The sequence below is a fragment of the Streptomyces sp. 11x1 genome, assembly GCF_032598905.1.
Classification (GTDB): domain Bacteria; phylum Actinomycetota; class Actinomycetes; order Streptomycetales; family Streptomycetaceae; genus Streptomyces.
On the sequence record NZ_CP122458.1, the window covers coordinates 8548061 to 8565486 of the forward strand.

Here is a 17426-nt window from a genome sequence, read left to right on the forward strand (position 1 = left end):
GGTCGTGCGCATCGAGCACGCGACCGGGCAGCAGGCGGGTCTGGTGCAGCTGCTGGTGGAGCCGAAGGCGGCGGTGGTGCTGACGGGGGCCTTGCGGGAGCGGGGTTGGGCGCTTCGGTAGTAGGAGCGGGCGTGCTGTGTGGCGTGGCCCAGGGGTCTTCTCGCCCCCGCCGCCCCTACCCCGTCCCATCCCCGGGGTGCGCCCCGGATCCCCGTCGAGGGCTGTGCCCCCGTGCCCCCTTTCGGCCTGGACGGGCTCGTCCTCGAACGCCGGACGGCTGAAGGGTCGGCGGGGGGGCCGGGAGTGCGGTGGGACGGTGGAAGAGGGTGTTGCGTGACGGTGGCCGCAGGGGCGGTGGGAGCGCCGTCGAAGCGGCGGCCGGATGGGGTACGGGCAACCAGTACCCTTGTCCGGGGCGCTTTCCGTCCCGCCCCACCATCTCGGACCAGGAAAGGTGCTCCCCAGTGGAACGCGCCACAGTGATCGTTGCCATCGACGGCCCCTCCGGCACGGGCAAGTCGAGCACCTCGAAGGCCGTGGCCGCGCAGCTCGGGCTGAGCTACCTGGACACGGGCGCCCAGTACCGGGCGATCACGTGGTGGATGGTCAACAACGGCATCGACATAGACGACCCCTCGGCGATCGCCGCCGTGGCGGGCAAGCCGGAGATCATCTCGGGGACCGACCCGTCCGGGCCGACCATCACCGTCGACGGCACGGACGTCGCCGGGCCGATCCGCACCCAGGAGGTCACCTCCAAGGTCAGCGCGGTGAGCGCCGTCCCCGAGGTACGGGCCCGGATCACCGAGCTGCAGCGCTCCATCGCGTCGGGCGCCGAGAAAGGCATCGTCGTCGAGGGCCGGGACATCGGCACGACCGTCCTGCCGGACGCCGACCTGAAGATCTTCCTCACAGCTTCCCCGGAGGCCCGCGCGGCCCGCCGCAGCGGCGAGCTGAAGGGCTCCGACGTGCAGGCGACCCGCGAGGCGCTCCTCAAGCGGGACGCGGCCGACTCCAGCCGCAAGACCTCCCCGCTCGCCAAGGCCGACGACGCGGTCGAGGTGGACACCTCCGACCTCACCCTCCAGCAGGTCATCGAGTGCGTGGTGACCCTCGTCGAGGAGAAGCGGGCCGGGAAGTGAGCGGGGCGTCGACGGACCGGGGGGCCTCGGCCGGGGCTGCCTCCGCCGGGAACCCCGCGGCCGCGGCGCCCTCCTTGCGCGGTGCCGAGGTCGGCCGGCGCATCGGCGTCGGCCTGATGTACGGCTTGTGGAAGCCGCGGGTGCTGGGCGCCTGGCGGGTCCCCACGGCCGGCCCGGTCATCCTCGCGGTCAACCACTCCCACAACATCGACGGCCCGATGGTCATGGGTGTGGCGCCCCGCCCGACGCACTTCCTGATCAAGAAGGAGGCGTTCATCGGTCCCCTCGACCCCTTCCTGCTCGGCATCGGGCAGGTCAAGGTGGACCGGTCGACCGCCGACCGCACCGCCATCACCCAGGCGCTCGCCGTCCTGGCGGGCGGCGGTGTGCTGGGCATCTTTCCGGAGGGCACCCGGGGCGAGGGCGACTTCGCCTCGCTGCGCGCCGGGCTCTCCTACTTCGCCGTGCGCAGCGGAGCGCCGATCGTCCCGGTAGCCGTCCTGGGAAGCACCGAGCGGCGCGGACGGTTGGTCAAGGGGCTGCCCCCGCTGCGCTCGCGCGTCGACGTCGTCTTCGGCGACCCGTTCGAGGCGGGCGACGGCACCGGGCGGCGGACCCGCAAGGCACTGGACGAGGCGACCGTGCGCATCCAGAAGCAGCTGGGCGCGCACCTGGACAACGCCCGGCGGCTCACCGGCCGCCGGTAAAACGCCGGGCGTCCGATCGGGCGCTGGGCGACACTGAGTAGTGGATCAGCCGGTCCAAGGCCGGGTGCTCCACCGATCACCACGATGAACTACGAGGTACGGACTTCATGAACGACCACTTTCCCTCCGAGCACGAGCACGGAGAGCTTGGCGACGCCGAGTACGCGGAGTTCATGGAGCTCGCCGCGGAAGAGGGCTTCGACGTCGAGGACGTCGAGGGCGCGATCGAGGAGGCGGGCCACGGCCCGCTGCCCGTCCTCGCCGTCGTCGGCCGCCCGAACGTGGGCAAGTCGACCCTGGTGAACCGCATCATCGGCCGCCGTGAGGCGGTCGTCGAGGACAAGCCCGGCGTCACCCGCGACCGTGTCACCTACGAGGCCGAGTGGGCGGGCCGCCGCTTCAAGGTCGTCGACACCGGCGGTTGGGAGCAGGACGTCCTCGGCATCGACGCCTCCGTCGCCGCCCAGGCCGAGTACGCCATCGAGGCCGCCGACGCGGTCGTCTTCGTCGTCGACGCCAAGGTCGGTGTCACCGACACCGACGAGGCCGTCGTCCGGCTGCTCCGCAAGGCCAAGAAGCCCGTGGTCCTCTGTGCCAACAAGGTCGACGGCCCGAGCGGCGAGGCCGATGCGACCGCTCTGTGGTCCCTCGGCATCGGCGAGCCGCACCCGGTCTCCTCGCTGCACGGCCGTGGCACCGGCGACATGCTGGACGCCGTCCTGGAGGCCCTGCCGGAGGCACCCGCGCAGAGCTTCGGCACGGCCGTCGGCGGTCCTCGCCGTATCGCCCTGATCGGCCGTCCGAACGTCGGCAAGTCCTCGCTCCTCAACAAGGTGGCGAACGAGGAGCGCGTCGTCGTCAACGAGCTCGCGGGCACCACCCGTGACCCGGTCGACGAGCTGATCGAACTCGGCGGCGTCACCTGGAAGTTCGTCGACACCGCCGGCATCCGCAAGCGCGTCCACCTCCAGCAGGGCGCCGACTACTACGCCTCGCTGCGCACCGCGGCCGCCGTGGAGAAGGCGGAGGTGGCGGTCATCCTCATCGACGCCTCCGAGTCCATCTCCGTGCAGGACCAGCGCATCGTCACGATGGCCGTCGAGGCCGGCCGCGCGATGGTCATCGCCTACAACAAATGGGACACCCTCGACGAGGAGCGCCGCTACTACTTGGAGCGGGAGATCGAGACCGAGTTCGGTCAGGTCGCCTGGGCGCCCCGGGTCAACGTCTCGGCGCGGACCGGCCGGCACATGGAGAAGCTGGTCCCCGCGATCGAGACGGCCCTCGCCGGCTGGGAGACCCGTGTCCCGACGGGCCGGCTGAACGCCTTCCTCGGCGAGCTGGTCGCCGCCCACCCGCACCCGATCCGGGGCGGCAAGCAGCCCCGCATCCTCTTCGGCACCCAGGCCGGCACCAAGCCCCCGCGCTTCGTCCTCTTCGCCTCCGGGTTCATCGAGGCGGGCTACCGCCGCTTCATCGAGCGGCGTCTGCGCGAGGAGTTCGGCTTCGAGGGCACCCCGATCCACATCTCGGTGCGGGTGCGTGAGAAGCGCGGCAAGAAGAAGTAGGCAGCGGCACGAAGAAGTGGGCAGCGGTCCCACGGCACGAGGAGGCGGCCACCCTGATGTCCGGGTGGCCGCCTCCTCGTGTGCTGCGCTCCGCTTCAAAGACCTCGGCGTGGGCCCGGGGGCAGCGGCGACGGGATGTGGTGCATCCCGGTGTGTCCGGTGGGGATCCGCCCCACGGGCTGCCACACGGCGGTCGTCGTGGTCGTGTGACCGGGCTGGGGCTCGCGCTGGGTGGCGAGATGGCCTGCGGCGTGCCGGGCCCCGTACGAGCCGGAGACGTACGACCCGGTGGCGCACTGGCCGCCGGAGCCGTGCGTCAGGCTCCCGAAACCCGTGAACCCCAGCTCCTCCTCCCCGTGCCGGTCGCCCGGCAGGGTCCGGTAGGTCCTGACCCACTCCGCGTAGAGCGAGTCGTAGATGGGCGTGGCCGATGGCCCGCCCGACGAATCCTGAGTCGGCCGCATGGACGGGATCGACTGATAGGACTGGCGGCGAGGTACGTCGTATGCGTGCACGTCTGTGCCAACGACCCCACGGGAGAAGAGATGCGCCCCCTCAACCATTCAGCCTCCGGTCAGGGAAGCGCCCTGAAGGGGCGCGGGGAACTGCGCGACAGGCCCCCCGACTCGCAGCCGACTGATCAGCCGCATTGCTACGGCGGGTTGTCTCACGGCTCGCCGAGCGGAGCGATCACGTACCGGCCAGCGGCAGCGTCGCCGCCACCAACTTCCCGTTCGCCGCGGCCTTGTCGAGCGCGTCCCGCAGCAGGTCCTCCCGCGGCTGCCGCCCGATGGAACCCACCGGTGCCGCGAACATCAGCACCTGCTGGTGCTTGTTCGCGGCCGCCCGCCAGGCGTCGGCGACCTGCAGCGCCTGATGGGCCTGCCACCACGCGACCGGCGAACCACCGGCGGTACCCGGCTGCAGGATGGCGTGCAGCTGTCCCATGGCGAGCAGCACGGACCAGCCGTGCAGCACGGGGGGCACGGAGTCGATCTGGGGGAGCGGCATGAAGCCCTGCTCGATGAGCAGCGGCAGGAAGTCGTCGCCCGCGCCGGTCGTGCCCGGGCGTGCGATGGGGGCGGTCGGCTCGACGACGAGCGCCGGGTGCAACTCGCCGCTGAGCAGGATCAGTCCGCTGGTGACACCGAGCACGGCCTGCTCGGGCGCGGCCTGGACCGGGTTGTCCCCGGCGATGGAACGGGCGGCGCCCTGCAGCTGCTCCTCGGTGACCTGGACGACCTGGGAGGGCAGACAGGTGGCGTGGGCGAAGGCGAGCACGGCTGTCTCGTCGCCGACGAAGAGGACGGTGCTGGTGCGCTCCTGCTCGGAGTCGCCGGGGGTGCGGCACGACGTGCAGTCGTAGCCGCCGGGGGCGTTCTCTCCGGCGAGCAGCCGGTCGGCTTCTACGTCGCCGATCTCGGCGCGTACCTCGTCGCTGACGTCGAGCATGCGCGGCACGGTGGCTCCTCGGGATGCGGTGCGGTGTCGGTGCCGGGTGGCGCCCGGCCCATGAGCACGGAGGTTCCGGCTCATGCAGAAGACAACGGGCGATCTGTGGCGGGGGTCACGCCCGAGGGCGAACGGAATCGAACCAACCGGAGCGCAGGGTGAATCCCTGGGCGGAATCGGTTACTCCGCGCCAACTTCCCGAGGGTCCGGCGAAGTTGATCCGGTGAAGTGGGTCACAGCTCGTCGAGGTCACTGGCCGACATATCGGGAAATCAGGGAATGAAATGGGTGACCGGAAATGGTGGCTACTTCGGGTAACGGTGAACTGGCCTCGCACGACAGGCCATCCCTTGCTGACAACCCGTCAACCTCCCTACATTCCCGGCCGTGTGCAGCGAGCACCGCTCGGGTACGTCCGCCGGCCGCGCAGAGCCAGACAGCGCGCAGCACCACCTCCGGCGGACGGGGCGGAGCGCGACACCCGCGTCCATGCGCGGGAAGCGCCCCGCTCGGGGGGACCCCGGGTCCGTGGAGAGGGATCTTCATGTCCGAATGTGCTGATACCACGCGCGGCAGCGCCCGCAAGACCCGTACGACGGCGGTTCTCGCCGGGGCGGCACTGCTCGCCCCGCTCGGGCTTCTGGCCGTCACCGGCAGCGCCTCGGCGGCCGACAGCGGCGTGTGGGACCGCATCGCCAAGTGCGAGAGCGGCGGCAACTGGCACATCAACACCGGCAACGGCTACTACGGCGGTCTGCAGTTCGCCGCCTCCACGTGGCGTGCCTACGGCGGCACCGCCTACGCGGCCACCGCCGACAAGGCCTCCAAGGCCCAGCAGATCGCGATCGCGACCAAGGTCCAGCGCGCCCAGGGCTGGGGAGCGTGGCCCACCTGTTCCGGCCGCGCCGGGGCCTCCGGCAGCGCGCCCGCCGCCCCCTCCACCGGGTCGGCCTCCACCGGGTCGTCCGGCAAGGCCGCCTCCTCCGGGGCCGGGAAGTCCGTCGAGTCGGCTCCCGCGACGACGCCGTCGCGCTCCGTCGGTCACCCGGACCGCAGCGCGTCGCACGGTGACTACACCGTCCGGCAGGGCGACTCCCTGAGCGGCATCGCCGCCCGGCACGGGACCACCTGGCGGCAGGTCTACGCCGCCAACAGGGACGTGATCGGTGGCAACCCCAACCTCATCGTCCCCGGGCAGCGCCTCGATCTGTGACCGCTGAGCCCTGTCGGCCGAGCCTGCCCTGTCGGCCGAGTCCTGTCGGCTGAGCGCCGCCGGCTGACCGCCGTGCGGCGTCAGGGCAGTTCGGTCGCCTCCCCGCCGAACGCCAGTGCCCCGCGCCGGAGTTCGTACACGAGGACGCCCGGTACCGCGCGCAGCCCCGGCGGCAGGCGCTGCTCGGCCACGATCACGCAGGCGTCGAGGCCGCCCAGCAGCTCGTACGTGCGGGCCGCGACCGTGGGTGACATGCCCTGGGCGGGTTCGTCGACGAGCACCACACGCGCCCGGGCCGACAGGACCCGGGAGAGGGCGAGCATCCGCTGCTCGCCGCCGGAGAGGGTGCCCGCGCGACGGGGGAGCAGGGCTTCGAGCTCCGGGTAGGCGCGCAGGGCGTCGGAGAGGTCGGGCTCGGTGAGTTCGAGGTTCTCGCGCACGGTGAGCGAGCCGAAGACGGCCCGTCGTTCCGGTACGAGGACCAGGCCCCGCCGGGCCCGCTCGTACGCGGGTGTCCTGGTGATGTCGGCACCGTCCCACACCACGGCACCCGCGGAGAGCGGGACCGTCCCGGCGAGCGCCCGCAACGCGGTCGTACGACCGGAGCCGTTGCGGCCGAGCAGCACGGTGAGGCCGGGGCCCGGGGCGGCGAGGGTGAGCCCGTGCAGGACCTCCAGCGGGCCGTAGCGGACGCGGGCGCGGCGGAGGGAGACGAGGGTCATCGTCCGGCCTCCGGGGCGAGGACGTGGTCGGCCGGGCCGGAGGTGACGATCCGGCCCGCCGCCATGACGTGGACGACGTCCGCGAGTTCCATGACGAGGTCGAGGTCGTGCTCGACGACGAGCAGGGCCGTGCCGTCGTCGGCGAGGGCGCGCAGGACGCGGGCGAGGGAGGCCACCTCGGCCGAGTCGAGGCCGGCGGCGGGCTCGTCGAGCAGCAGCACGCGGGGGCTGCCGGCGAGCGCACGCGCCAGCTCGACCCGTCGCAGCGTGCCGGTCGGCAGCCCGGCCGCCGGTGCCGTCCGCACCGCCCCGTCCAGCCCGAACAGGCGCAACGCCCGCTCCACGGCCCCGGGATCGGCGACCCTCCCCTGCTCGGCGCCCACGCGTACGTTGTCCGCCACGCTCAACGACGGGAAGACCGCGAGCTGTTGGAACGTCCGAGCGATGCCGAGGCGGGTACGGGCGTGCGCGGGCAGCCGGGTGATGTCCCGCTCGCCGAGTCTCACCCGCCCGCTGTCCGGCCGCAGCGTGCCGGCGAGACAGTGGAAGAGGGTGCTCTTCCCGGCACCGTTGGGACCCACGACCGCGCTGACCCGCCCCGGCAGGACGTCGAGGTCGACGCCGTCGAGCGCGGTGAACTCGCCGTAGCGGAGCCGGAGCCGGCGGGCTCGGAGGGAGGGAGCGGGGGAGGCGGCGGGACGGGAGGGACGCGGGGCGTGACCGATGGGGGTGCGGGCGGCCTGGGCGGGACCGCGCCGACCGAGGGCAGCAGGGAGGGGAGGGGCGCCCGCGCGACCGCCGGGCGTGTGGCCGGTGCCCGTGCAGGTGTCGGCGGTGCCCGCGTTGGCGGTGCCCGCGTCGGCCCCGGGCGGCTGGTGCGCGGCACCGGACGGCTCCCCGCCGCGGCCCACGGGGCGTGCCCCAACCACCAGCCCCCTCCGCCGTACCCCGGCCGCCGCCCCCGCACGCACCCGATCCCGAGCGCGCAGCCCCGTCGCGGTGAGCGCGCGTCTCCCCGGCCGCAGGCGGGCGAACCCGTCCCGCACCGCCTCGTACGGGCCGCCGGGGAAGCGGCCGACCAGGACGGCCAGGACGCCGATGACCGCGACGGCCACGCCGCCCTCGGTGCCCGCGTCCAGACCGACCAGCAGGGCGGCCGCCGCGAGGGCGCCGAGGGAACTGTCGGCCCCGAGGACGACGACCGCGGCGAACCAGAGGAGGCTGCGGACGGGGTCGTAGGCGACGGGGTCGAAGGCGCGGACCCCCATCGCGAGCATGCCGCCGCCGAGCGCGGCGAGGGCGGCGCCCGCGACGAACGCCGTGAGTTTCAGCGACGGGACGCGCACGCCCGCCGCCGACGCGCCCGGCTCGTGGTCCCGCACGGCGGCGAGCGCTCTGCCCGTGCGGCCCCGGCGCAGGGCGTGGGTGGCGAGCAGGGCGAGGCAGAGGAGGCCCAACTCCAGGACGTAGTAGGCGCGGTCTCCCTCGAAGCCCGGGGGCCGGGAGACCGTGAGGCCCGAGGTCGCGTACGGCTGGGCGAAGACGAAGCGGCTCACGCCGACGCCCACGGCGAACGTGGCCAGTGCCAGCGCCAGGCCGTGACGGCGGATGGCGGGCCGGCCGGTGAGCAGGCCGAGGGGGGCCACCAGGAGGACGGCCACCAGGAGCGCGGCCGGTTCGGGCAGGCCGGGGAGGAACGGGAAACGGCCGGCCGCGAGGAGGGCCGTGAACAGGGCGCCCAGACCCGCGTAGGCCGCCTGGCCCAGGGAGATCTGGCCGCCTCGGCCCGTCACCACCACCAGGGAGAGCAGGACCACGCCCAGCGCCGGCACCTGGACGGCCGTGTGCAGGTCCTGGCCCGCGAAGCCCAGCGGGATCAGGAACAGCAGGAGCGCCACGAGCCACGCGGCGGCGGGTGGGCCGCCCCGCACGGTCGCCGTGCGGGGCAGCGCGTCGCGATCGCCCACCCCCGGCAGGACCAGGGCCGCCACGAGGAGGGCGACCACGAAGAGGTTGGCGCCCACGGCCTGGAGCAACGGCTCCGCCCAGCCCGAGGGATGGAACCGGGTCAGCTGGGCCTGCGCGACCGCGACGCCCAGCGCGACCAGCACGGCCACCGGCAGGCTCCGCATCCGGGCGGCGACCGCCACGGCCACCACCTCCATCACCAGCAGCGGCATGCCGTACGGGTCGAGGCGTACGTACGGCGCCAGCAGGACGCCCGTCAGGCCCGCCGTGAAGGAGCCGAACGCCCAGCCCGCGGCGGCGACCCGGTCCGCGTCGATGCCGCCGAGCACGGCGAGGGAGCGGTCGTCGACGACGGCCCGCAGCTCCCGGCCGAACCGCGTCCAGCGGGTGAGCGCCCCCACGGCCGCCGCGACAGTGAGCGCCACGGCCAGCTGGCCCCACGGATCGGCGGAGATCAGCGTCGGCGCGTCGTCCCGCGCGCCCAGCCCCCACAGCAGCGCGGTCACGCCGACGAGGAGGACGAAGACGCCGATGGACGCGACGAGGGTGCGCGCCGGGTCACCGCCGAGCACGGCGAGCGGGCGGAAGACGAGGCGTTCCAGGACCAGACCGATCGAGGGGGCCACGACCAGCAGGGTCACCGCCGCGGCCGGCCACAGGGGCCATCCCCACTCCACGGTGAACTGGCGCAGCAGATACGCGCACACCACGGCGATCGCCCCGTGCGCGAAGTTGAGCACGCCGGTGGCCCGGTAGGTCACGATCAGGCCGATCCCGGTGAGGGCCGCCGCGCTGCCGACCGACAGCCCCGCCAGCGTGAGGTCGTACGTCAGCGACGCCATCAGCCCTCCGCGGAGTCGCCCCGGGAGGGTGCCTCGCAGATCGGGCACGGTCGCAGGGCGCCGCTCGTCAGCACCCGGGAGTCCGCCGGGACCGCCTCCGCCTTCCCGGCCACCAGCGGGCAGTCGGCGCGGTGCCAGAGCGTGCCGCCCGGCACCATCAGCAGGGTGCCGCTGGTGGCGAGGGGGCCGGCCGGAGCCCGCGCGGACCCGTCGTCGTCGGGCTCGGCGGCGACCAGGAGGCCGTACAACTCCTCGACCCGCGAGGCGGCCTGGGCGTTGCCTCCGTGCGAGAGGAGGACCGCGCCCGCGACGATCAGCGCGGCGCCGGGGACCGTGCAGGACGCCAGATACGGGAGCTGCCGTTCGGCGAAGCGCTCACCGGAGACGCCGTACCAGCCGACGACGCACAGCACCGCGCCGCCGGCGAGCGCGGCCCAGCCGGCCCAGAGGACGGGGTGGGCGGTCCGTGGTCGGGCTGTCCGCATCCGGGGCATCCGGGCTCCCACACGTCGTGTGTCTGTCCATCGCAGCCGATGGCTTGCACTATGCCTTCTGCAAGCTGACCCTGAAAGAACCGGGCGCATGCCGCCCGGACCGACACCCGGTGGTGAGCCAGATGGTTCTCGGGAGCGACCTCAGGCGGGCGAACGGACGCGGATCCGGGGCGGCGGGACGGGGAACGGCCCTGGCGGCCGCCCTGGTCCTCCTCCTCGCCCCGGCCCTCGCGGCGTGCAGCGACGACAGCGGTGGCGGCGGTGGCAGCGCCCCGCCGACCCCCACGGTGGAACGGACGGCGAGCGAACCCGCCGAGGAGACCACGAGCGCGAGCGGACCCGCGGACCCGGCGGCGGCCGAGAAGGAGATCAAGAAGAACTGGAAGGCGTTCTTCGACCCGGGCACCTCGACGGAGGAGAAGCAGGCCGTTCTGGAGAACGGCGAGAAGATGGGCCCGGTCCTCGCGGCGTTCAGCGGTGACGAGCGGGGCGGGCAGGTCGAGGCGGAGGTCAAGAAGGTCGAGTTCACCTCCGCGACCGGCGCCGACGTCACGTACACCCTGCTGCTGGAGGGCGCCACGGCGCTGCCGGACGCGGCGGGCACGGCCGTCGAGCAGGACGGCACCTGGAAGGTGTCCGTCAAGACCCTGTGCGGGCTGGTCGCGCTGAGCGGCAATGCGACACCGGGCCCGGGCTGCTGAGACGGCCGCCGCCGGCCTGCTGCTCCTGCTGGCCACGGCCTGCGGCAGCCGGCTCCCGGAGAGCGACTTCGAGCGGGGGAGCGCCACGTCCGCCCCGTCGAGCCGTGAGCCGCTGCGCGTCGGGATCATCACCAGCGTCACCAGCCCGGTCGGCGGCACGGCGTTCACCGGGCCGCGCGACGGCGCGAAGGCCTGGTTCGCCGCGCTCAACGCGCGCGGCGGCATCGACGGCCGCCGCGTCGAGGTGCGGGAGTGCGACGACGGGGGCAGCGGTGTCGGCAACAACGAGTGCGTGCACCGGCTCGTCGAGGAGGACGGAGTGGTGGCGCTGGTCGCCACCACCGCCCTCGACTACGCGGGCGCCGCCCGGGTCGCACGCGCGCGCGTGCCGGACATCGGGGGCCAGCCCATCGGACCGGCGTACGACACGTACCCGTATCTGTACAGCGTCTACGGCAGCCTCGCGCCCCGGGACGGCACGACCGGCTGGGACGGGAAGCAGTACGGCGGCACCGAGGTCTACCGCTATTTCAAGCGTGAGCACGGCGCCCGCACCGCCGCCGTCGTCTCCTACAACCAGTCGGCGTCGGCCGCCTACGCCCGTCTGATCGTCCAGGGGTTGAAGGCCGAGGGGTACCAAGTGGTCACCGAGCAGGTCGACTTCGCGCTGCCCAACTTCCGGGCGGCCGCCGCCGACATCAAGGAGCGGGGCGCCGACCTGGTCTTCGACGCCATCGACGGCCACGGCAACGCCCGGCTCTGCCAGGCGATGGACGAGGTGGGGGCCGAGGCCACCGCCAAGGTCACCAACGTCCAGAACTGGACCTCCGCGGTCGCCGAGGAGTACAAGGACGCCCCGCGCTGCCGCAACGCCCTGTGGGCCACCGGCTCCAGCCGCAACCACGCGGACGTCGGCGACCCGGCCGTACGGGAGTTCCAGGACGCGACGAAGGACCTGAAGACGCACTCCCAGTGGCAGTTGGAGGGCTGGGCTGCCGCGATGTGGTTCACGGACGCGGCGAGATCGTGCGCGGGGAGCGCGGAGGGCGTCACCCGCGCGTGCGTCGACCGGTTCATGAACCGCGACGAGCCCTACAGCGCCGACGGGCTGCTCGTCCCCGTCCGTTTCGAGCGGCTCGCCGAGCCGCCGACGACGCGCCGGACCTGTGTGTCGGTGGCCCGCTGGCGGGACGGCGAGGGGTGGGTGAGCCAGGGCGACATGAACGACACCTGCTTCGACGTTCCCCAACTTCCCTACAGCCCCTGATGCGTGATGAGGCGAACGGGTTGCCTCTTCCGGCTATCGATCGGACAACCGTTCAAAAACAAGTTGATGATGACGTCCAACCGTTCCCGGGGAGGCCGGGTCTAACCGTACGGCGCTGGACCAGCAGCACCATTGACGGATGACCAGGTAAAGCAGGGGGTTCGGGGGACGCATGCACATTTCTTTCCTGATACACAACGCGTACGGGATCGGGGGAACGATCCGCACGACGTACAACCTGGCGAACACCCTGGCCGAACAGCACGACGTGGAGATCGTCTCCGTCTTCCGCCACCGTGACGAGCCGGTGTTCGACGTCGATCCGCGGGTGCGGCTGCGCGGGCTCGTCGACATCCGGGAGGGCGGCGCCGACGAGGGCCACGCCGACCTGGACCGCCCCGCCAAGGCCTTCCCGCGCGCCGAGGGCCGCTACGGGCAGTACAGCGTCATGACCGACCGGCGCATCGCCGAGCACCTCGCCTCGGTCGACGCCGACGTCCTGGTCGGCACCCGGCCCGGACTGAACGTGCACATGGCGAAGCAGGCCCGTCGTGGCCCCATCCGCGTCGGCCAGGAACACCTCACGCTCGACAGTCACTCACCGGCCCTGCGCGCCACCCTGCGCGGCGTCTACCCGAGGCTCGACGCCCTCACCACGACCACCGAGGCCGACGCGCGCGCCTACGGCTCGAAGATGCGGCTGCCCGGCGTCCGCGTCCAGGCCGTGCCCAACCCGGTGCCCGCACCCGGCATCGACCCGGCGGACGGCACCGGCAAGTGGGTCGTCGCCGCCGGACGGCTCGCCCCGGTCAAGCGGTACGACCTGCTGATCAAGGCCTTCGACAAGGTGTGCGAGGAGCGGCCCGACTGGCGCCTCAGGATCTACGGCGGCGGCAAGCAGAAGGACAAACTCCGCGCCCTCGTCGACAAGTTGGGCCTCTACAACCACGTCTACCTGATGGGTCCCGCCAACCCCATCGAGCCCGAGTGGGCCAAGGGCTCCGTCGCCGCCGTCACCTCCAGCCTGGAGTCGTTCGGCATGACGATCGTCGAGGCCATGCGCTGCGGGCTCCCGGTGGTCTCCACCAACTGCCCGCACGGCCCCGGCGAGATCATCGACGACGGCGTCGACGGCCGCCTGGTCAAGGTCGGCAGCGTCAAGGCCATCGCCGACGGTCTCCTGGAGCTCATCAACGACGACGACCGGCGTCAGCAGATGGCGCACGCCGCGCTCAAGGACTCCGAGCGCTTCGACCCGTCCCGTATCGCCGAGCGTTACGAGACGCTCTTCGGCGACCTCGTCGCCCGCGGCGGTGCCTCCTCGGCGGGCCGGATGCGCGGCTCACTGCACCGCACCCGTGGCGCTCTGCTCGGTGGGGCGTACGCCGTTCGGGATGCCGGACGCGCCCTCAAGAAGGGGCGCACCGCATGATGACGCTGGCTCCGCAGCCGCCCACGCACAGCGACGACCAGGAGGACAGGGCCACGACCCGCCGCACCGACTGCGTGGCCGACTTCGCGGGCGGCCTGACCTTCGAGGTCCCCGACCACACTGCGTCCGGCCCCGCCCAGCTGCTCCTCGTCCGTCGCGACGACGACCAGCGGGTGCGGCTGCCCCTCACCCCGGCCGGCGACGGCCGGCTGAGGGCCGCGCTGCCGAGCAGCGTGCACGTCCCCGAGGGCTTGTGGGACGTCTACCTGGAGGCGGCCGAGGGCGAGCCCCGGCGCCTGGCCCCGGGCGTCAACGACCTGCGCTCCCTCGTCGACCGCGCACCGGCCGCCTCGGCGGAGGGGATCGTCGTCCGCATTCCGTACGGCACCAAGCACGGCAACCTCAGCATCCGCAGCTGGGAGCGCTCCCCGCACGCCGAGGCCGGCGCACTGCACATCGGCGACGGACGTCTGGAGGTGACCGCCCGGCTGTACGGCACCGAGGCCACGGCCGACGGGTACGCCGAGCTCACCGACCAGAACGGCGTGCTGGCCGCCGTACGGACCGACCTCACCGCGCACGACGACCGGGGAGAGGTCCGCTTCACCGTGACCTACGGCGACCTGCGCCCCGGCCACTGGGACCTGTGGCTACGGCCCCGGGGCGGGGACGGCCCGAAGGCGCGCGTCGCACGGCTGCTCGACGACGTCGTCGACAAGCACCCGGTCTTCGTCTACCCCAGGACCCGTGCCGAGTCGGCGCAGGGCCCGGTGGAGGGCGAGCCGTACTACACGGCCCGCAACGACCTCTCCGTGACGGTCGTCGCCGCCCCGTGAAACCGGCCGGCGGTCGAGGACACTCCCTGTCCTCGACCGCTGGCAGACTCGCCCCCATGTTGGAGACATCGGCACGGCTCCTGAGGCTGCTCTCGCTGCTGCAGGCCCACCGCGAATGGTCCGGCCCGGAACTCGCCGACCGGCTCGGCGTCACCGCGCGCACGGTCCGCAGGGACGTCGACCGGCTGCGCGAACTGGGCTACCCGGTCAACGCCAGCCCCGGCACCGGCGGCGGCTACCAACTCGGCGCCGGCGCCGAACTGCCGCCGCTGCTCCTCGACGACGAGGAAGCGGTCGCGGTGGCCGTCGGGCTGCGCTCGGCCGCCGGCCAGGGCATCGACGGCATCGGCGAGTCCTCCGTACGCGCCCTCGCCAAGCTCGAACAGGTGCTGCCGAGCCGGCTGCGCCGCAGGGTGGGCGCCCTGAACGCCTTCACCGTCCCGCTGATGCGCGGCCCGCAGCTCTCCGCCGTCGACCCGGCGGTCCTCACCGAGCTCGCGAACGCCTGCCGGGACGCCGAGCGGCTGCGGTTCGAGTACCGCGACCACGGGGGCACCGCCACCCGCCGGACCGTCGAGCCGCACCGTCTGGTGTGCACCGAGCGCCGCTGGTACCTGGTCGCCTGGGACGTCGACCGCGCCGACTGGCGCACCTTCCGCGTCGACCGCGTCACGCCCAAGCCGCCCCACGGGCCGCGCTTCCCGCCCCGCGAGCCACCGGCCGAGGACCTCGCCGCGTACGTCTCCAAAGGCGTCTCCCGGGGCGCGTACGCCTCGCAGGCCGTCGTACGGCTGCTGGTGCCCCTCCACGAGGCCGCCGAGCGGATCTCGCCCTCGGCGGGCACCCTGGAGCCCTACGACGAGCACAGCTGTCTGCTGCGCACCGGTGCCCCCAGCCTCGACGTGATGGCCATCCACGTGATGATGACCGGCGTCGACTTCGAGGTCGTCGAACCGGAGGGGCTGACCGAGACCGTCAGGACCCTTCGGGACCGCCTGTCGGCCGCTCTTGACCGAACCGGGGGTGCGGTGTCCGCTCCTGGCCCCTCCGGGTCTGCGGCGGGGTGATCGCCGCGAACCTCGGATGGTGCAGGTCGAACGCCGGGGACTCGGAACGCACCCGGGGCAGCGTCACGAAGTTGTGGCGCGGCGGCGGACACGAGGTCGCCCACTCCAGCGACCGGCCGTAGCCCCACGGGTCGTCCACGTCGACCTTCACGCCGTACCGGGAGGTCTTCCAGACGTTGTAGAGGAACGGCAGCGTGGACAGGCCCAGCAGGAAGGAGCCGATCGTCGAGACCGTGTTGAGGGCCGTGAACCCGTCGGCGGCCAGATAGTCCGCGTACCGCCGGGGCATGCCCTCGGCGCCCAGCCAGTGCTGCACCAGGAACGTGGTGTGGAACCCGACGAAGAGTGTCCAGAACTGGATCTTGCCGAGCCGTTCGTCGAGCAGCTTCCCGGTGAACTTCGGCCACCAGAAGGAGAACCCCGCGAAGGTGGCGAAGACGACCGTGCCGAAGACGACGTAGTGGAAGTGCGCGACCACGAAGTACGAGTCGGTGACGTGGAAGTCCATGGGCGGCGAGGCCAGGATGACCCCGGTCAGCCCGCCGAGGAGGAACGACACCAGGAAGCCGGTCGCCCACAGCATCGGTGTCTCGAAGGACAGCGAGCCCTTCAGCATCGTCCCCGTCCAGTTGAAGAACTTCACCCCCGTCGGCACGGCGATCAGGAAGCTCATGAACGAGAAGAACGGCAGCAGCACCGCGCCCGTGGCGAACATGTGGTGCGCCCACACCACCACCGACAGCCCGGTGATCGCCATCGTCGCCCCGACCAGCGTCAGATAGCCGAAGATCGGCTTGCGGCTGAAGACCGGGATGATCTCAGTGATGATCCCGAAGAAGGGCAGGGCGATGATGTAGACCTCCGGGTGCCCGAAGAACCAGAAGAGGTGCTGCCACAGCAGCGCGCCGCCGTTGGCCGCGTCGAAGACCTGCGAGCCGAACCGCCGGTCCGCCTCCAGGACCAGCAACGCGGCGGCGAGCACCGGGAACGCCATCAGGATCAGGATCGACGTGAACAGCGTGTTCCAGGTGAAGATCGGCATCCGGAACATCGTCATCCCGGGGGCACGCATCCCGATGATCGTGGTCAGGAAGTTCACCGCGCCGAGGATCGTCCCGAACCCGGACAGCGCCAGCCCCATGATCCACATGTCGGCCCCGATCCCCGGCGACCGTTCCGCGCTGTTCAGCGGCGCGTAGGCGAACCACCCGAAGTCGGCGGGCCCCGTGGGCACCAGCAGCGAGCCCAGCACGATCAGTCCGCCGAACAGGAACAGCCAGTACGACAGCATGTTCAGCCGGGGGAAGGCGACATCGGGCGCACCGATCTGGAGCGGCATGATCTCGTTGGCGAACCCGGCGAAGGTCGGGGTCGCGAAGAGCAGCAGCATGATCGTGCCGTGCAGGGTGAACAACTGGTTGAACTGCTCGTTGTCCACGATCTGGGTGCCCGGCCGGGCCAGCTCGGCACGCATCACCAGCGCCATCAGACCGGCCGCCAGGAAGAACAGGAAGGACGTCACCAGGTAGAGGTGGCCGATCTTCTTGTGGTCGGTCGTGGTCAGCCAGTCGACCACCAGCCGCCCCGGCGTCTTCGCCCCCGCGGGTCGCGCCGGCGCCTGTGCGGTCTCGGTCCCCATCGCTCGCCCCTTCGCTGCCGCGTCCTGGGCCCGTGATGCACGCACGCCATGATGCGCGTGCCCCGGTCGCTCCGACAGGGGGCGTACGGCGGAAGTGTGTGGGAACCGTGTATTTCCCATGAGGTGGGGGCTTCCGGGAGCCGTCCGGGAATCGGTGGGAAAAGGCTGGACATGCACCGGACACACACGGCCCCGGACATGCTTTCCGACGGGCTATTCGCGATGGTGTCGAAGCGCCCGGGAATTACGTTCGACAGCACGCGGTAGGCGTAAGGAACCGCTCGTACGTGTGACTGCGTTGGGCCGAAACGGGTGTCGTGGTTCTGTGACAGAAGCGTGACTGCGGGGGGACAGCGGGGCCCCGGGCCGCCTACC

15 protein-coding genes and 1 pseudogene are annotated in these 17426 nt (G+C 72.5%); 10 read left to right on the forward strand and 6 right to left on the reverse strand.

All coding sequences use genetic code 11. The annotated features are described in order from the left end of the window. Positions 1-4 precede the first annotated feature (4 nt). The 4 genes and pseudogenes from P8T65_RS37540 to der form a co-directional block, all read left to right on the forward strand. Positions 5-121, forward strand: a pseudogene (locus tag P8T65_RS37540) (prephenate dehydrogenase); the annotation flags it as partial. A 344-nt stretch (positions 122-465) separates the two neighbouring features. Beyond that, positions 466-1143 (forward strand): (d)CMP kinase, encoded by a 678-nt coding sequence (gene cmk, locus P8T65_RS37545; protein ID WP_316729737.1) that lies wholly within the window; start codon positions 466-468, stop codon positions 1141-1143. Continuing rightward, complete coding sequence (locus P8T65_RS37550) at positions 1101-1850, forward strand: lysophospholipid acyltransferase family protein (RefSeq protein WP_399101826.1); 750 nt, start codon at positions 1101-1103, stop codon at positions 1848-1850. Before cmk ends, P8T65_RS37550 begins: the two co-directional genes overlap by 43 nt. Positions 1851-1957: 107 nt before the next feature. Beyond that, a complete protein-coding gene (der, locus tag P8T65_RS37555; RefSeq protein WP_184895888.1) occupies positions 1958-3418 on the forward strand; it encodes a ribosome biogenesis GTPase Der in 1461 nt (486 codons plus the stop codon). Between the two features lie 95 nt (positions 3419-3513). Here the strand turns inward: der and P8T65_RS37560 are convergent, their stop codons facing one another. Both P8T65_RS37560 and P8T65_RS37565 read right to left on the reverse strand, forming a co-directional pair. Continuing rightward, positions 3514-3882 carry a hypothetical protein gene (locus tag P8T65_RS37560; RefSeq protein ID WP_316729738.1) on the reverse strand — a complete coding sequence of 123 codons (369 nt, stop codon included), beginning with the start codon at positions 3880-3882 and terminating at the stop codon, positions 3514-3516. 226 nt (positions 3883-4108) lie between these two features. Further along, positions 4109-4879 carry a hypothetical protein gene (locus P8T65_RS37565; RefSeq protein WP_184895891.1) on the reverse strand — a complete coding sequence of 257 codons (771 nt, stop codon included), beginning with the start codon at positions 4877-4879 and terminating at the stop codon, positions 4109-4111. Positions 4880-5414: 535 nt separating this feature from the next. Here P8T65_RS37565 and P8T65_RS37570 point away from each other — a divergent pair. After that, complete coding sequence (locus tag P8T65_RS37570) at positions 5415-6083, forward strand: transglycosylase family protein (RefSeq protein ID WP_316729739.1); 669 nt, start codon at positions 5415-5417, stop codon at positions 6081-6083. An 80-nt stretch (positions 6084-6163) separates the two neighbouring features. Here the strand turns inward: P8T65_RS37570 and P8T65_RS37575 are convergent, their stop codons facing one another. Genes P8T65_RS37575 through P8T65_RS37585 form a run of 3 tightly spaced genes read right to left on the reverse strand, consistent with a single transcriptional unit; the run spans position 6164 to position 10100 of the window. Further along, positions 6164-6805, reverse strand: a complete 642-nt coding sequence (locus tag P8T65_RS37575) for an ATP-binding cassette domain-containing protein (protein ID WP_316729741.1) — start codon at positions 6803-6805, stop codon at positions 6164-6166. Beyond that, positions 6802-9615: a branched-chain amino acid ABC transporter permease/ATP-binding protein gene (locus P8T65_RS37580; RefSeq protein ID WP_316729742.1), complete on the reverse strand. Its 2814-nt coding sequence runs from the start codon at positions 9613-9615 to the stop codon at positions 6802-6804. The genes P8T65_RS37575 and P8T65_RS37580 overlap by 4 nt, the downstream gene beginning before the upstream one ends. Beyond that, a complete protein-coding gene (locus tag P8T65_RS37585; RefSeq protein ID WP_316729743.1) occupies positions 9615-10100 on the reverse strand; it encodes a hypothetical protein in 486 nt (161 codons plus the stop codon). The genes P8T65_RS37580 and P8T65_RS37585 overlap by 1 nt, the downstream gene beginning before the upstream one ends. A gap of 131 nt (positions 10101-10231) precedes the next feature. On the opposite strand from P8T65_RS37585, the gene P8T65_RS37590 reads away from it, so the two are divergent. The 5 genes from P8T65_RS37590 (at position 10232) to P8T65_RS37610 (ending at position 15412) form a co-directional block, all read left to right on the forward strand. Continuing rightward, positions 10232-10810 carry a hypothetical protein gene (locus P8T65_RS37590; RefSeq protein WP_316729744.1) on the forward strand — a complete coding sequence of 193 codons (579 nt, stop codon included), beginning with the start codon at positions 10232-10234 and terminating at the stop codon, positions 10808-10810. Continuing rightward, positions 10785-12077, forward strand: coding sequence for an ABC transporter substrate-binding protein (locus P8T65_RS37595; RefSeq protein ID WP_316729745.1), 1293 nt, complete (start codon positions 10785-10787; stop codon positions 12075-12077). The genes P8T65_RS37590 and P8T65_RS37595 overlap by 26 nt, the downstream gene beginning before the upstream one ends. 172 nt (positions 12078-12249) lie before the next feature. Then, the gene (locus P8T65_RS37600) at positions 12250-13509 is read left to right on the forward strand and encodes a glycosyltransferase family 4 protein (RefSeq protein WP_316729746.1); all 1260 of its coding nucleotides are present in this window, start codon (positions 12250-12252) and stop codon (positions 13507-13509) included. Continuing rightward, a complete protein-coding gene (locus tag P8T65_RS37605; protein WP_316729747.1) occupies positions 13506-14345 on the forward strand; it encodes a hypothetical protein in 840 nt (279 codons plus the stop codon). The genes P8T65_RS37600 and P8T65_RS37605 overlap by 4 nt, the downstream gene beginning before the upstream one ends. A gap of 56 nt (positions 14346-14401) precedes the next feature. Then, a complete protein-coding gene (locus tag P8T65_RS37610; protein WP_316729748.1) occupies positions 14402-15412 on the forward strand; it encodes a YafY family protein in 1011 nt (336 codons plus the stop codon). On the opposite strand, the gene ctaD is transcribed toward P8T65_RS37610, so the two are convergent. Continuing rightward, on the reverse strand, positions 15321-17051 hold the full coding sequence (ctaD, locus tag P8T65_RS37615; protein ID WP_316729749.1) for a cytochrome c oxidase subunit I: 1731 nt from the start codon (positions 17049-17051) through the stop codon (positions 15321-15323). The genes P8T65_RS37610 and ctaD overlap by 92 nt on opposite strands. Positions 17052-17426 lie beyond the last annotated feature (375 nt).